General features: G+C 70.6%; 13 protein-coding genes. 8 read left to right on the top strand and 5 right to left on the bottom strand.

Annotation, left to right across the window (positions count from 1 at the left end):
• Nucleotides 1-21: 21 nt before the first annotated feature.
• Nucleotides 22-1,413: a DUF4331 domain-containing protein gene (locus AC3EO4_RS33925; protein ID WP_431899465.1), complete on the bottom strand. Its 1,392-nt coding sequence runs from the start codon at nt 1,411-1,413 to the stop codon at nt 22-24.
• A gap of 219 nt (nt 1,414-1,632) precedes the next feature.
• On the opposite strand from AC3EO4_RS33925, the gene AC3EO4_RS33930 reads away from it, so the two are divergent.
• On the top strand, nt 1,633-2,391 hold the full coding sequence (locus AC3EO4_RS33930; RefSeq protein ID WP_431899467.1) for an SDR family NAD(P)-dependent oxidoreductase: 759 nt from the start codon (nt 1,633-1,635) through the stop codon (nt 2,389-2,391).
• A gap of 291 nt (nt 2,392-2,682) precedes the next feature.
• A complete protein-coding gene (locus AC3EO4_RS33935) occupies nt 2,683-3,117 on the top strand; it encodes a DUF488 domain-containing protein (RefSeq protein WP_379570046.1) in 435 nt (144 codons plus the stop codon).
• Here the strand turns inward: AC3EO4_RS33935 and AC3EO4_RS33940 are convergent.
• Complete coding sequence (locus AC3EO4_RS33940) at nt 3,114-3,899, bottom strand: hypothetical protein (protein ID WP_431899468.1); 786 nt, start codon at nt 3,897-3,899, stop codon at nt 3,114-3,116. The genes AC3EO4_RS33935 and AC3EO4_RS33940 overlap by 4 nt on opposite strands.
• 356 nt (nt 3,900-4,255) lie before the next feature.
• Here AC3EO4_RS33940 and AC3EO4_RS33945 point away from each other — a divergent pair, with 356 nt between their 5' ends.
• From AC3EO4_RS33945 to AC3EO4_RS33955, 3 genes are read left to right on the top strand one after another with little or no spacing between them, the layout of a single operon-like run.
• The gene (locus AC3EO4_RS33945) at nt 4,256-4,744 is read left to right on the top strand and encodes a (2Fe-2S)-binding protein (protein ID WP_379570042.1); all 489 of its coding nucleotides are present in this window, start codon (nt 4,256-4,258) and stop codon (nt 4,742-4,744) included.
• Nucleotides 4,731-5,726, top strand: a complete 996-nt coding sequence (locus AC3EO4_RS33950; protein WP_379570040.1) for an FAD binding domain-containing protein — start codon at nt 4,731-4,733, stop codon at nt 5,724-5,726. The genes AC3EO4_RS33945 and AC3EO4_RS33950 overlap by 14 nt, the downstream gene beginning before the upstream one ends.
• Complete coding sequence (locus tag AC3EO4_RS33955; RefSeq protein ID WP_431899471.1) at nt 5,723-7,957, top strand: xanthine dehydrogenase family protein molybdopterin-binding subunit; 2,235 nt, start codon at nt 5,723-5,725, stop codon at nt 7,955-7,957. The genes AC3EO4_RS33950 and AC3EO4_RS33955 overlap by 4 nt, the downstream gene beginning before the upstream one ends.
• A gap of 296 nt (nt 7,958-8,253) precedes the next feature.
• Here AC3EO4_RS33955 and AC3EO4_RS33960 read toward each other — a convergent pair whose 3' ends face one another.
• Complete coding sequence (locus AC3EO4_RS33960; protein ID WP_431899472.1) at nt 8,254-9,300, bottom strand: hypothetical protein; 1,047 nt, start codon at nt 9,298-9,300, stop codon at nt 8,254-8,256.
• 528 nt (nt 9,301-9,828) lie between these two features.
• Nucleotides 9,829-11,010: an esterase-like activity of phytase family protein gene (locus AC3EO4_RS33965; RefSeq protein ID WP_379570034.1), complete on the bottom strand. Its 1,182-nt coding sequence runs from the start codon at nt 11,008-11,010 to the stop codon at nt 9,829-9,831.
• Nucleotides 11,011-11,098: 88 nt separating this feature from the next.
• Here AC3EO4_RS33965 and sigJ point away from each other — a divergent pair, with 88 nt between their 5' ends.
• On the top strand, nt 11,099-11,956 hold the full coding sequence (gene sigJ, locus AC3EO4_RS33970) for an RNA polymerase sigma factor SigJ (protein ID WP_431899474.1): 858 nt from the start codon (nt 11,099-11,101) through the stop codon (nt 11,954-11,956).
• A 50-nt stretch (nt 11,957-12,006) separates the two neighbouring features.
• A complete protein-coding gene (locus AC3EO4_RS33975) occupies nt 12,007-13,122 on the top strand; it encodes an NAD(P)/FAD-dependent oxidoreductase (protein WP_431899475.1) in 1,116 nt (371 codons plus the stop codon).
• Nucleotides 13,123-13,164: 42 nt separating this feature from the next.
• Here AC3EO4_RS33975 and AC3EO4_RS33980 read toward each other — a convergent pair whose 3' ends face one another.
• Nucleotides 13,165-14,562, bottom strand: a complete 1,398-nt coding sequence (locus tag AC3EO4_RS33980; protein WP_431899477.1) for a GAF domain-containing protein — start codon at nt 14,560-14,562, stop codon at nt 13,165-13,167.
• 127 nt (nt 14,563-14,689) lie between these two features.
• Between AC3EO4_RS33980 and AC3EO4_RS33985 the strand changes: the two genes are divergently transcribed.
• Nucleotides 14,690-15,499 carry an alpha/beta fold hydrolase gene (locus AC3EO4_RS33985; RefSeq protein ID WP_431899478.1) on the top strand — a complete coding sequence of 270 codons (810 nt, stop codon included), beginning with the start codon at nt 14,690-14,692 and terminating at the stop codon, nt 15,497-15,499.
• Nucleotides 15,500-15,543 lie beyond the last annotated feature (44 nt).

Genomic DNA, 15,543 nt, shown 5'->3' on the forward strand with positions numbered 1-15,543 from the left:
GTGCCCGGCCCCGCGGCGGGCTCAGCGCGCCGAGCCGGTGTTGACCGAGGCGTTGCCGGGGAGCGCGACGTAGGGGAAGGACATGCCGAACGCCTTGTCGTTGGCGTCCACCTTGTCTCCCGCGGCCAGGGCGTCGACGAGCTTGCCGGTCTGGGCGGCGCCGGCCATGGCCTGGAGGGCGATGTCCACGACGTCGTCGGTGAGACGGCGGCCGTTCGGGAAGCCCTGCAGGTCACCCGCCAGCACACCGAGCCTGTTGGGGGAGGCGGTCGGCGGGACGGACATGTTCAGCCGCAGCATCTCGGAGGGACGCAGCTTGCCGGCGTCCTTGTTGAGGATCTGCGAGTTGAGGTCGGCCTTGATCGGACCGTTGTCCTTGGCGACACCGGTGAGGAAGATCTCGACCAGGTCGTTGCGCGGGGTCTTGGGAGCCTTCAGGCCGTAGATCTTCTCCAGCAGCCGCGGGACCTCAGGGCTGGTGACCCGCTTGACGACGGCCGGCAGGCCCGCGTCCTTGTCGGGGCTCACGGAGTTGAAGGCGTCCTTCAGCCCGGCCGGCAGGACGACCTCGTTGACCAGCGGCTGTCCCAGGCGGGAGACCTGCTTGAAGCCCTGCGGGCTCCACTTGTCCACGGTCGACCACACGCCGATGACGGGATTGCGCTTGGCGTCTCCCTTGAGCGCCACCGCGTCCTTCGGCACCTGCAGGGCCAGCGTCTGCACGCCGTACCCCTTGAGGGTGTCCTGGCCGACCTCGGACAGGTTGCCGCCGTACAGCAGGTCGAAGACGCGCAGGTCGAGGAAGAAGGAGTCGTCGGACTGGCCCGCGAACGATCTGCCGCCCCCACGCACGGAGGTGATCGACTGGGCGCGCAGCGTGGCGTAGGAGGGCATGGACGCGGCCCCGGTGTTGCTGGGGGCGACGACGCCGTTCCTGACCAGCGTGGTGACCCCGTGGGGGGTGATCCGCTGGAGCGTGTAGCGCTGCCTGAACAGCAGGTTCGGGTCGTCGATGGAGGTGACGGGGCCGTTGTTGTAGAGGAACGTGGTGTTGCCGCGCCGGTCCTCGTCGCGGAACGTCCACTGGTAGGTGATGTCGGGGAGCGCGTCACCGTTGCTGTCGATCTTGACGTTGTAGCGGGACTGGGTGTCGAAGGTGTAGAAGTTGGGGCCCCCGTTAGGCTCCTCGAAGGGGAGGAAGTTCGCGAGCAGGGTCACCGTGTCCGGCTTGTCGGGGCTGACGAACGCGTAGACGTCGGTGTTGTCGTTGCGCGGGTCACCGGCGATCAGCGGAGCCTCGCGGTGCGAGGACGCGGTGCTGGTCGTGGGGTGCAGCAGGGCGAGGGACGAGGCGGTCAGCGCCGCCGCGGCGGCCAGCCCGATCAGGGCACGCCGGTTGGTCCGGAGCTTCATGCGAGTGATCCTTTGGATGTGTGTGCCTACTGGTCGAGAGGGGCCCGGCCGGAGTCCTCGACGCTTGATTCGGGGCTGGGGGGCCGGCGGATGGCTGGATTTCCGAGAAGATTTCCGCGCGGATCCGGCCGGACCGTGTCCCGTTAGGATTCGGCAGGTGAAGGGCGACGTTCGGCCGAACGGGGCGCGGTGAGGGAACGACATGAGCGAGGCGGCGGCGTGGGCGAGGATCTGACCGGGCAGGTCGCGGTCGTCACCGGTGGCACCTCAGGGCTGGGTCACGCCATCGCGCGGGCCCTCAGCGAGGCCGGCGCGACCGTCACGGTCGTCGGCCGTTATGAGGACACCAGCGAGGAGGCCGCCGCCCGGATCGCGACCGACACCGGCCGGCCGGCACTCGGGCTGGCCTGCGACGTCACCGACGAGCACGCCGTACGCCGGGTCGTGGACGAGGTCGCCACCCGGTTCGGACGCCTGGACATCCTGGTGACCAGCGCGGGCGTCCAGGCCAGGGGAGAGCTCGGCGACCTGGACGCGGCCACCCTCCGCCGCTGCCTGGAGGTCAACGTCGTCGGCACGTTCGTGGCCTGCCAGGCAGCCGTCCCGCACATGCGGGCCGGGGGATACGGCCGCATCGTCACACTGGCCAGCGCCCTCGGCCTGGTCGGCGCCGCCGGTAGGGCGGGCTACGCCGCCAGCAAGGGCGCGGTGGTCCAGCTCACCAGGAGCCTGGCGGTCGAACTGGCCGGCACCGGCATCTGCGTCAACGCCCTGGCCCCCGGGCCGTTCCGCACGCCCCTCAACGAGAACGTCGACGACGACCCGCAGGTGCGGAACTTCCTCGACCATCAGGTCCCGGCCGGCCGCTGGGCGGAGACGGGCGAGCTGACCGCGGCCGCGCTCCTGCTGGCCGGCCCCGCCGCCTCCTACATCACCGGCGCGATCCTCCCGGTCGACGGCGGCTGGACCGCCCACTGACGGCACGCCCCGGCCGAAAGCCCGCACGGGCCCGGAGAACACACCGACCGGAAGGGGACGCCGGCCGGGAGGCCGCGCCGCCCGGGAGACCGCGCAGGGCGGAGACCGCGCAGGGCGGAGACCGCGCCGGCCGGAGACCGCCTGCCGGGAGATCGCGCCGCCCGGAGACTGCGCGGGTCAGGGATCCCGCGTTTGCCGACAGGCTGTCATGGAAGGGGCGCGGTGCCACAGGAGCGCGATGAAACAGGACAAGGCCGTGTCGGCGACGCGCACGGCAGGTATCGTCACCCCGTGACCGCAGCTCAGAGCTCGCGCATCGTGGGGATCGGCTACGAGGGCAGGTCCCTCGACGAGGTCGTGGCGGATGCCCTGGCGTACGACCTGGTCGCGCTGGTCGACGTTCGCCTCAACCCGATCTCCCGCAAGCCGGGGCTCAGCAAGCGGCGCCTGGCCGCGGCCGTGGCCGAGCGCGGTATCGAGTACGTCCACCTGCCGAGGCTCGGCAACCCCAGGTGGAACCGGGCGGGGTTCGCGGGCTCGCCGGACGAGCTCGCCGTGGCGCGGGACAACTACCTGGCTCACGTCGCCACGCCCGAGGCCGAAGCGGCGGTGGAGGAGATCGCGGCGTGGGCTCGCAAGGGACCGGTCGCGGTGCTGTGCTTCGAGGCCGACGAGCGTCGCTGCCATCGCTCCGTCGTGCTGGACCTGGCCCGCCGGCTGTCCTAACGCGAGGGGTAGAACAGTCCGAGCACGCTGAACACGTGCTGTCGCTTGGCCTGGTTGCCCACATAGAAGACGGTGTCCTTGTCGTCGCCGCACATGCCGTCCAACCAGCGGCTGCGGAGTTCGGCTTTGGCGCTCGCGTCGTCCCAGCCGGAGAGCCTGCGCTGATGTGCGACGAACTCCCAGTCGATCAACCCCTGGCGGTGCCCCCTGCAGCGCCGTGAACCGCAGCGGTAGCGGTACCGGGCCTTGAAACGAGGGGCTTCGAGCGCGCGTCTGGACGTGTCGCCGAACAGCCCGAGCTGGGCGACGTAGTTCGTGATCTTCGCCTGCTCCTCAGGAGTCCATCCGGGGTGGGCGTCGATGGTGATGCCGTCGATCTCCCGCGGCCGTATCGCGGCGAGCGAGCGCGCGGGCGGATGGTCGCGGACCGCGTCGAGCAGATCGCACATCGAATCGCCGACGTGCTCGTCGATCCATGCGGCGCGTTGCCGCCAGCTCTTGAGGCGGCCCACGGTGCGGATCGTCGTCAGCACCGGCCGCCAGCTCTCGCACCGGGGATCGTTGCGCGCCGGTCGGGCGTCGAATTCGATGACGTCGTACTTCCTGAACGCGTTGGGGTCGTCGAGCGCCCGGACGTTGACGGGGTACAGGCGGAGCCACCCGGCGGCTTGTAAGTCGGTACGGATCCCGGCCACGCATACCGTCTCGCCGTGGGTGTGGGAGGGATTCGGCGCCGCTTTGACCAGGATCAACGCCTTGAGCCGGTGGAGATGATCCCCCATGGGCTTAGTGACGGCGGCGCTCGGCTCCGGACCGAAGAGCGATTGCTGCACGCCCACTGTGGCTCCCCATGTCTCCGTGAAAAGCGCACGCACCCTTTCACCTATAGCCGGGAACAAGGCGTAGATCATCTAGCCGTGAAGTGACGTGCCGGTGGGCCGTGCCGCGCGACGCGCGGTCCTGCGGGCGCGTTCGAGGACGCCTTCAGCCGGGCCCGAACCCCGGGTCACGGCCCCCGGATTCGGCCGCACGGGGCGGGCGACATATCCGGTAATGGGTGCTTTTGGGACTTCTGTCCTTGAGTCTACCGACGGTTGGGAACCTCCCCTGTGGTGTACCGCGAGGAGGGAGTCCCATCATGCCCAGCGCCGACCGAGGTCCGAACGCCGTCCACGTGAAGCTGTCGATCAACGGTGTGACCCGTTCGCTGGAGATCGAGCCCAGGGTGAGCCTGCTCGACGCCCTGCGCGAACGCCTGGACATGACGGGCACCAAGAAGGGCTGCAACCAGGGCGCCTGCGGAGCGTGCACCGTACACGTGGACGGGCGGCGGGTGGTGTCGTGCCTGACCCTCGCCATCGCCTGTGAGGGCCGCGAGGTGACGACGATCGAAGGGCTCGCGAACGGCCGGCTGCACCCCGTCCAGGCCGCGTTCGTGAAGAACGACGCGTTCCAGTGCGGCTACTGCACGCCGGGTCAGATCATGTCGGCCGTCGCGCTCCTCGAGGAAGGGCACGCGGGTGACGACGCCGAGATCGGCGAGTGGATGAGCGGCAACCTGTGCCGGTGCGCCGCCTATCCCAACATCCGGCAGGCGATCAGGGAGGTGCGGGATGCGACCGTTTAGCTACGCGCGGGTCGCCGACGTGGCCGACGCGATCACCGCCGTCGCCGGGGATCAGACCAGCGCCTTCCTGGCCGGCGGCACGACCAAGATCGACATGCTGCGCATCGGCACCGAATGGTCGCAGCGGCTGGTGGACATCAACGATCTGCCGCTCACCCTGATCGAGGACCTCCCGGACGGCGGGCTGCGCATCGGCGCGCTGGCCAGGATGAGTGACGTGGCCATGGCTCCGGCGGTCATCGGCCGGTACGCGATGATCTCCAGGGCGCTGCTGCTCGGCGCCTCGGCCCAGCTCCGCAACATGGCGACCATGGGCGGCAACCTCATGCAGCGAGTGCGCTGCGGCTACTTCCGCGACGCGCACTCGCCCTGCGACAAGCGCGAGCCCGGCAGCGGCTGCGCCGCGATCCCCGGCGTCAACAGGGGCCACGCCGTCCTCGGCACCAGCGAGCACTGCATCGCCACCCATCCCTCCGATGTCGCCGTGGCGCTGGTCGCGCTCGACGCGGTCGTGCGCGTGGAGGGGCCGGGCGGTACGCGGGAGATCCCGATCGACGACTTCTTCCTCCTTCCCGGCGAGACGCCGCACCTGGAACACCCGCTGGAGCACGGTGAGCTGATCACCGCGATCGACGTGCCCGCCGTACCCATCGCACGGCGCTCGACCTACCTCAAGGTCCGTGACAGGGAGTCGTACGAGTTCGCGCTGACGTCGGCGGCCGCGGCGATGCGAGTCGAGGACGGCACCGTGGCGGAGGTACGGCTGGCGCTGGGCGGCGTGGCGACCAAGCCATGGCGGGCCAGGGAGGCGGAGCGGCTGCTGACCGGCGCGCGTGCGGACGGCGACGCCTTCGTACGGGCCGCCCGCGCGGAGATGTCGGCGGCGGTTCCCCGTTCGATGAACGCCTTCAAGATCGAGCTGGCCCAGCGGACCATGGTCAGGGCGCTGGAGACGGCGATGACACTGGGAGAGGAACGATGACCGCCATCGGAGAGCCGGTCGAGCGGATCGACGGGCGCCAGAAGGTCACGGGCGCCGCGCGCTACTCGGCGGAGATCGCGCTGCCCGGGCTCGTCCACGCGGTGCTGATCGGCGCGCGGGTGCCGAGCGGCCGGATCACGGCCATCGACACCGGCGAGGCCGAGCGGGCCGACGGAGTCCTGGCGATCGTGACCCATCACAACCTCGGCCCGATCGCCGACCGGCAGCCTCCGCTGATGCCCTCTCTGGCGGGTACGGCGGCCCCGGGGCAGAGCTTCTTTCCGATGCGCGACGACGTCGTCCACTACGCGGGCCAGCACATCGCCATCGTGATCGCCGACACGCTCGAACGCGCCGAGCAGGCGGCCCGTCTCGTGCGCGTCACCTACGAGGAGACACCGGCGATCACGACGGTCGAGCAGGGCCGAGGCTGGATGTACGAGGCGGACCGGATCTTCGCCGGCATGGTCCCGGGACGGGTCACCAGGGGGGACGTCGACGCGGGGCTGAGCGAGGCGGACGTCCGCCTGACGGTGACCTTCCACTGCGCCGCCAACCATCACAACCCGATCGAGACCTCGGCGACGACCGCGATGTGGGACGGCGACCTGCTCACCCTCTGGGACGCCACCCAGGGCCCGAACGCCACGCAGCTCACGGTCGCCGCCCAGCTCGGCGTGCCGGTGTCGCAGGTCAGGGTCATCTCCACCTTCGTGGGCGGCAGCTTCGGCGCCAAGGCCATGATCTGGGACCATCCGGCGCTGGCCGCGCTGGCGGCCAGGCACGTCGGCCGGCCGGTACGGCTCGCGCTCACCCGCGAGCAGATGTTCGACTCGGTGGGCCATCGAGAGGAGCAGGAGCAGTACCTGGTCCTCGGCGCGCGCGCCGACGGGCGCCTGACCGCCATCCGCCACCACAAGCTCTCGCCGACCTCGGTGTTCGACGACTGGGCCGGCACCGCGCTCGGTTGTTCGGCCTCGCTCTACGCGTGCCCGAACTACGAGAGCGTCTACCGCCTGATCAAGGCCAACACCATCACGCCGTCGTTCATCCGCGGTCCCGGCGAGTCCGAGGGGATGGTCGTGCTCGAGACCACGATGGACGAGCTGGCCTACGAGCTGGGCATGGACCCGCTCGAGCTGCGGCTGGTCAACCACGCCGACGTCGATCCGGAAAGCGGCAGGCCGTGGTCCAGCAAGGGGCTGAAGGAGTGCTACGCGCGCGGCGCCGAGTTGTTCGGCTGGGAGCGGCGAGATCCGCGTCCGCGCTCGCACAGGGAGGGCGACCTGCTCATCGGCATGGGCATGGCCACCGCGTGCTACCCGGTCGCTCCCGTGTTCACCCCGCAGCGGGCCCGCGCCCGGCTCTACGCCGACGGCCGTGCGGTCATCCAGGCCTCCTTCGCCGAGTTCGGCACGGGGGTGACGACGGCGGTGGCCCAGGTGGCGGCCGACGGGCTGGGCATCGGGATCGACGCGGTACGCATGGAGCACGGCGATACTGCCCTGCCCAACACCGTCGCTGCGGTCGGCTCGGCCGGCACCGGCGTGATCAGCTCGGGCGTCCACGCGGCCGCCGTCGCCCTTCGCGGTGAGCTCGTCCGCACGGCGATCGCCGACGTCAAGTCACCGCTGTACGGCACCGCCCCCGACGACGTGGTCGTCAAGGACGGCTGCATGATGGTGCGCAACCATGCCGACCGCGGCGAGACCTACACCGACCTCATGCGGCGCAACCACCTGAGCGACGTCGAGGTCGTCGGCTCCTATGACCCGCCGCCGCCGAGCGACCAGTACGCCAGCATGACCTTCGGCGCCCAGTTCGCCGAGGTGGCGGTGGACGCCGACCTCGGCCTCGTGCGGGTGCGCAGGATGACCGGCGTCTTCGCTCCCGGGCGGGTGCTCAACCGGCGGGCCGCGCACAGCCAGCTCATGGGCGGCATGCTCTGGGGCCTGAGCCACGCCCTGCTGGAGGCCACGCACATGGACCCCGTCCAGGGGCGCTGGGCCAACGCCAGCCTCGGCGACTACCTGGTGCCGGTGAACGCCGACGCGCCCGACGTGCAGGTCGAGACGATCGAGGTGCGGGACAGCGTGGTCAACCCGATGGGCGTCAAGGGTGTGGGAGAGATCGGCATGGTGGGGTCGGGCGCCGCCGTCGCGAACGCGATCTTCCACGCCACCGGTCGCCGCCTGCACAAGATCCCGATCACGATCGAGGACCTGCTCTGACGCGGGGCCGCGTGGGCGGCTCCGGCACGGCCGAAGGGGCCGGGCGGACACGGGTGTCCGCTCGGCCCCCAGGGGTTCATCGCGACGTCCCGCTGGGCGGCGGCCGGTTCACGCGACGGCCGCCGCCCTGCCGGTGCTCTGAGAGCCTCGGCTGCGGGATTGAACATCAAGGGCAAGGTGGGCGCCGACCCGAAGCATCAGCTCCCACAGCCGCACAGCGGGCGGCTACCTTGTCCTCTGCTTCGAAGTCCTTCGCTTCGAAGTCCTTTGCGCTTCGAAGTCCTGTGCGCTTCGAATCAGACCCTGGCCGCGTCGCTGCCGAGCGCCAGCTCGATCTTCCGCTTGAGCTCGATCTCGAGCTGGTTGCGCAGCTCCTGCTCCAGCCTGTTCTTGATCTCGGCCTCGAACCGCTGCCTGGCGTCGGCGTCGGCGTCGGCCTCCGCCTTGTTGCGCGCGTCCGCGTCGGCGTCGGCGTCCGCCCTGTTCAGTGCGGCGGCGTCGGCGTCGGCGCGCTGCTTGGCCTCGGCCTCGGCGCGCTGGCGGGCGTCGGCGTCGGCGTCCGCCCTGTTCAGCGCGGCGGCGTCGGCGTCGGCGCGCTGCTTGGCCTCGGCCTCGGCACGCTGGCGGGCGTCGGCGTCGGCCTCCGCCTTGTTACGGGCCTCGGCCTCGGCGCGCTGGCGGGCGTCCGCCTCGGCACGCTGGCGGGCGTCGGCGTCAGCGTCGGCCCTGTTGCGGGCGTCGGCGTCGGCGCGCTGCTTGGCCTCGGCCTCCGCACGCTGGCGGGCCTCGGCCTCGGCCTCCGCCCTGTTGCGGGCGTCGGCGTCGGCACGCTGCCTGGCCTCGGCCTCCGCACGCTGACGGGCCTCAGCGTCGGCGTCGGCGTCGGCCTCCGCCCTGTTCCTGGCGTCGGCGTCGGCGCGCTGGCGGGCGTCGGCGTCGGCCTCTGCCCTGTTGCGGGCGTCGGCGTCGGCGCGCTGCTTGGCCTCGGCCTCGGCGCGCTGCTTGGCGACGGCGTCCGCGAGGCTGTCGGCGTCGGACGAGCTGTTCAGGTGGAAGTTGACGTTCTGGTGCAGGTTCTGCGACTGGCTCTGCATCTGCCGCTGCAACTGCTTCTGGAACTGACGCTGCCTCTGGAACTGCTTGTGGAACTGGGCGATCAGGCGCCTGCCCCACCTGCCACCGCCGCATCCGCCGTGCCCGCATCCGCCCCAACTGACCATGGCGGTGTCGGCGGTGCTGGCGCTGGCTGCGGTGGCGACCGTCGCGGCCTCAAGGCCAACAGCGCCTGCGCTGAGAACGCAGCAGACAGCGGCCGCGGTGACGGCACCCTTGAGCTTGTTCATTGCGTGATTCCCCCTGAAAAGACTTGTGTGCACCAGCCTGGCAATATGCCAAATCGCTGGAAAATGCCCCATGTAACCCTGAAGGATTATCTTGCGCGCAACGTAGATATCCCGCCGATCAGCAGGTAAACGGACATTACCCGCTTCTTTGTGCAACCAGCTTCTCGCTTGACTAAGCCGGATTTCCGGCGCCTTCCCCCGAGGCGGGACGCTGCGGCGCTCACCGCAGGCCCCTTCGGGCGTGCCGGGACTTCAAGCGCCCGCTCTCGGGCGCGGGAGGCCCATGAGAAGTGCTTAGCCAGCTCTTTTCCGGTTCCTCCTCGCGGACTTGAAGGACGGGACTGCATGGGGAGAGAGGGGAGGCATCACACAAAAGGGACAATTACTCATTTTAGTAATAGTCCCCCGAGTGGCTATTTCGAATGGGGTGAAGGGGTTATTTATCGCACTGTTTGGGGCGGAAACCGAAATGTCGACGCGCGGGCGGGCGCGTCGACATTCCGGGTCACGAGGCGGGCGCGCGGGTCGCTAGCGGTAGACCCTCGGGTCGGCGTGCAGGGGGCGCGTCAGGCGGATGGTGATGAACTCGTTGTCGTCCGGGCTGCCCGCCGTGCGGCCGGAGGAGAAGGGGAAGTTGTTGTCGTTGAGGACGCCGAGCGTCCGGTCGTCGAGGATGATCACGTCCTCGATCGTCTGGAACGGGAACCTGAACGTCCCCTCGGGGGACGCCAGGTCGAGCAGGTCGGCGACCAGCGTCTTGTCGAGCGCGCCGTCGCGGTCCCTGTCCCGCGTGTCGGCCAGGTAGACGCGCTTGACCTTGGCGGCGTCGCCCTGCAGGTTGTCCCGCTCGATGATCAGGAACCGGTGCGCGTCGACCGCGATCGCGTCGCCGATGGCGTGGGAGGGGTCGTCGAGGCGGTAGGTCCACCGGCGGTCGGTGTAGGTACGCCTGCGCAGGTCGAACTCGTACATGCGCAGCGTGCCGTCCGGATCGCCGGTGACGGTGCCCTCCAGGAGGGGGTAGACGCGGCGGCCGTCCACGGACCTGGCCATACCCTCGAAGCCCTTGCTGCTGCGCAGGTTGGGCTGGGCGCCGCCGAGGTCCGGGTTCTCGGGCGCCTTCACGCCCGGCAGCTGGATCGGGGCGTCGATGAGCTCGCCCCGCCTGTCGACGTGCAGCAGGAACGGGCCGAACTCGTCGCCGATCCAGTAGGTGCCGTCCAGGGAGCGCACGATCGACTCGACGTCGAAGTCGGCGCCGGTGAGCGTGCGGTCAGGCCTGGTGAGCGGGAACGGCACGAGGCCACGCGGGTCGGACAGGTTGAAGCCGCCGAGCACGCTCACGGTCCTGGACCGGAAGTCCGGCCTGATCCTGTGCACACGCAGCAGGAAGTCGGCGCTGTTGGCCTTGGCGCCGAAACCGTTGTCCGACAGCACGTCGTAGCTGCCGTCACCGTGGCGGGCGATGCCGCTGAAACCCTGCACGGGCTGCCCGGGGAAGGGCGGAGTCAAGCCGTTGATCGGGGCCGTGCCCAGCTGCGCGCCCGACACCTCGCTGCCGGGGACGAAGGTCCGCGCGGGCAGCGACGCGAACGCGGTCAGCGTCGCCCTGCCGTACTCCGGACGCCTGGGCTCGGCGCCGGCGGTCGCGGGCGCGGCGGCCCCGAGGGCAAGCGCGCCGGCGCACATCATCATCGCGATACGTCTCATGGCGGGCACCTTAGGGATGTCACATGACCAGGTTCCGAACGGCGGGCGACATCCTGCCGCCGACGGCCGCCTCGTTAGGATCTGGCCCGTGACCAGTCACGTCCTCCAGTCCGAGTGGGAGAGGCTGCGGCCCGCGGTGTTCGGCGTGGCCTACCGCCTGCTGGGCAGCGTCGCCGACGCCGAGGACGTGGCACAGGACGTGTGGCTGAAGGCCTCGGCCGCCGACCTGTCGGACGTGGCCGACCTGCGGGCCTGGCTGGTGACGGTGGCCGCCCGCACGAGCTACAACGTGCTCAACTCGGCGCGGGTGCGGCGGGAGGACTACGTCGGGCCATGGTTGCCCGAGCCGCTGCTCACCGGCCCCGACGCGGCGCAACCGGTGCTGGTGGACGAGTCGATCAGCGTGGCGATGCTGCTCGTCATGGAGGAGCTGACCCCGCCGGAACGGGTCGCGTTCGTCCTGCACGACGTGTTCTCCTTCCCCTTCGACGGGATCGCCGAGGTCCTGGGCAACACGCCTGCCGCCAGCCGCAAGCTGGCCTCCCGAGCCAGGGCGCGGATCGCCAAGGTGAAGGAGCTGCCGAAAGCCTCCCGTTCGGAGGTCGGGCGGGTGCTCGACGCCTTCAAGGCCGCCGCCCAGGCCGGTGACATGGGCGCGCTGATCGCGCTGCTGCATCCCGACGCCGTCTACGTGGCCGACGGTGGCGGCAGGGTCTCGGCGGCGCGCGTGCTCGTGCGCGGGGCCGAGCGCGTCGCGCTGCTGACGCTCGCCGTCACCCGCAGGGCCGGGCCCGACGTCATGCGGGTCATCGAGGTGAACGGCGAGCCCGCGCTGGCCACCTACAGGGAAGGCACGCTGCTGTGGGTGGACACGGTCGAACTCGCGGGGGGCCGCGTCACCGCACTCCGACGCGTCGCGAATCCCGAGAAGCTCGGTCACATCTGAGAGGGCTGTCTTGACTCCCTGGTGGACGCACACCAGAGAGGAAGAACGAGATGAGCCACATCGTGATCGTGGGTGGCGGGTTCGCCGGCGTGTGGAGCGCGGCCGGTGCCGCACGGGCGCGCGGCGAGGAGGCGACGCGCATCACGCTCGTCGCACCCAACGAGCACCTGGTGCTGAGGCCGCGCCTGTACGAAGCCGACCCCGAACAGGCCAAGGTGGAGCTCGGCCGGATCCTCGGTCCCATCGGCGTGACCCACCTGCGGGCCACGGTGACGGCCGTCGACACCGCCGCCCGCACGGTGACCGCCGGCGGCGAGGTGATCGGCTACGACCGGCTCGTGCTGGCCACGGGCAGCCGGCTCGTCAGGCCCGACCTGCCGGGCGCCGAGCACCTCTTCGACGTGGACACCCTCGAAGGGGCACGCAGGCTCGCCGCGCACCTGCGCGGCAGGGAGGGCTTCACCGCCGTCGTGGTCGGCGCGGGGTTCGCGGGGATCGAGGTGGCCACGGAGCTGGCGAGCAGGGGCAGGGTCGTGCTGGTGGAGCGGGCCGAGGTGGTGGGACCCGACCTCGGACCCGGCCCCCGTCCCGACATCGAGGCCGCGCTGGACGAGCTCGGCGTCGAACGGCGGCTCGGCGCCACGGTCACCGAGGTGGGACAGAAGCACGCGCGGCTCTCCACCGGAGAGCTGATCGAGACCGACACCGTCATCTGGACGGCGGGCATCAGGGCCAGCGAGCTGACCACCCAGGTGCCCGCCGCCCGCGACGAGCTCGGCAGGCTCGAGGTCGACAGGTTCCTGCGGGTCGACGGCGCGGTGTTCGCCGCGGGCGACACCGCGGCCGCCCGCTACGACGCCGACCACTACGTGATGCAGAGCTGCCAGCACGCCGTGCCGCTCGGGATGGTCGCCGGTTACAACGCCTCCGCCGAACTGCTGGGCCTGCCGATGAGAGAGTTCGTCGCGGGGCCGTACGTCACCTGCCTCGACCTTGGCGCGGCCGGTGCGCTCTTCGCCAGGGGCTGGGACCGCGCGGTCGTGGCCTCCGGCGCCAAGGGCAAGGAGATCAAGCAGTGGATCATGCGGCTCATCCACCCGCCCGTCGACGACGCCGCCGCCATCATGGGGGCCGCGGACCACTACACCTTCGACCTGCCCTTCTGAAACCGGAATCGCGGGCTGCGGACGGTACCGGAACAAAGGCCACTACATGGGAGATATGGCCGTTCGTTCCAGTGCCTGCCGTACCGGCAGGTCGTCACGCCCGTGCGCGGTGGTGATCCATCGCGTCATGGCGTCGGCGTCGCCGTGGGACAGCACCTTGCCGCGCAACCGCTGATGCAGCCTGTCGCGCAGTGCCTCCACACCCTCCGCGCGTGAGGACGGCAGCAGCGGGCCCCGGTAGCGGTCGAGCAGCTCGCCGACTCCCTCGGTGGCCAGGGCGTCGTCCAGAGAGAGGAAGTCGGCCACCGTCTGGCCGAGCAGCCGGTACGGATCCGAGCCCAGGCGGTAGCCGAGGACGCGGCGCAGCCGGGTCATCTCCGCGCGAACGGTGACCGTCTTGCCGCCCTGCCCGTATGTCTGGCGGGCGAGTGCGTCGGCGGTCAGTCCCGCCGGATGGGCCGCCAGCAGGACGACGATCTCGCTGTGCCGGGCGCTGAGCTCGTGGGCCGCGCCGTCCAGGCGGATCCAGGCCCGGTCACGGCCGAGGGCGTGCAGCAGCAGGGCCTCGCCGGTGCTGTCGACGCCGTCGGTGCAGTGCACCGCGAAGGGGCCGGAGGCCGACAGCCGTTCGAACACCACGCGCCGGCCGTCGGGAAGCGTCGCGGGACCCTCGCGTGGCGGCCACGGCCAGCGCTGCGGGAGCCAGCCGCCCGGTGAGGAGTGCAGCACACGGCCGTCGGCTCCCACGAGAGCGCTGTGAATCCCCTTGTGGCGCATCACGTGTTCGAGATAGCGCATGCGCAGCCGCTCGTCCTGCTGCCTGGTCTGCTCGCCCAGGTGCGCCTCGGCCAGCCGCGCGGCCGCGGCGACCAGGGACAGCGACAGGGAGTTCGCGGCACGCGTCGGGCAGGTCACGTCGATCGCGCCGAGCAGCTCGCCGGTGACGGGGTTCCTGATGGGCGCGGCCGAACAGGTGAAGTCCACGGCGACCGACAGGAAGTGCTCGGGTCCGCGCACGCGGAACGGCCGGCCGAGCGCGAGCGCCGTCCCCACCCCGCTGGTACCCGCCTTGCCCTCGCTCCACAGCGCGCCCGGCACCAGGTGCACGCCCTCGGCCACGCTGCGCGCGGACCGGTCGCCCATCACCCAGAGCAGGTGTCCCGCCGAGTCGCTGGCGAAGATCAGATGACCGGGCTGCGTCGCGGCGTCGCGCAGCGTGCCGAGCAGCGTGGGCCAGACGGAGGCCATCGGGTGCTCGCGTTGCAACCCGCGCACCCTGTCCGCCGCCAGCTCGATGGGCGGAAGCGACCGGTCGGGATGGACTCCCTGGAGGCGGGCACGGTCCCACGACGCACGTACCTCGGGGCGTACCTGCGCAGGTCGTTGCCCGCTCAGCGCGCTCTCGCGAGTACGGGCCAGGCGCCGCGTCGAGTCGTCCATGATCTCCTGCCGAGAAAGCTAGTACCGCATGCAACCCCTATGCAACGCGGCCGCAGCTCTTGGGCGGCCATGGCGCATAGCGGATAGTCGTTACGGCCCGGACATTTCCACTTTAGGGAGAGGCAAGATGTCATACCTGGAGTTGCCAGATGGTGTGCCGCTTTACTACGAAGACCACGGTTCCGGGCCTGCGGTGCTGCTCATCCATGGGTGGACGATGAACAGCACGTTCTGGGCGCAGAACGTGGACGCGCTCAGCGAGTCCAATCGGGTCATCACTGTAGACCTGCGCGGGCATGGTTTGTCCGGGAAAACGGATGATGGTCACACTTTGTCGCAATATGCTCGCGACGTTCGCAGCCTGCTGCAGCATCTGCGGCTGAACGACGTGTGCCTGGTGGGTTGGTCGATGGGCACCGCCGTCATCTTGTCCTACGTCCAGCAGTTCGGCTGCGACCTGCTGCGGTCGGCGGCCTTCGTCGACCAGTCGCCGAGGTTCCTCGACAGCGAGGGCTGGGACTTCCCGCTGCTCGGCGGCTACTCCACGACGGACCTCGCGGTCTTCGCCCAGGGCGTCCGCCATGCCAGGCCGAGTGTGATCAAGCCGTTCATCGCGGCGTGCTTCGCGGAGACGCCGCCGGACGAGGTGATCGACGCGGTCTACGCCGAGACCACCCAGACGGCCACGTCGGCGGCTCTGTCGATCTGGTACGACATGGCCTACGCCGACCTGCGCCCCGTCCTGCCGGCCGTCACGGTGCCGACCCTCCTGATGTACGGCGCGCGCAGCCGGATCTTCCCTGGCGACCTCGACGAGTGGCTGGCCGCCCAGCTTCCGAACGCCCAGGTGGCCAGGTTCGACAACAGCGGCCACGCCCCGTTCAGCGAGGAGCCCGAAGCGTTCAACGGCACCCTGGGCGCATTCCTGCGCTCCTGACGCATGGCCATGGATCGGACTCACAGGGGGAGTGGACGTGTCTC

The organism is Nonomuraea sp. bgisy101, from assembly GCF_057708945.1.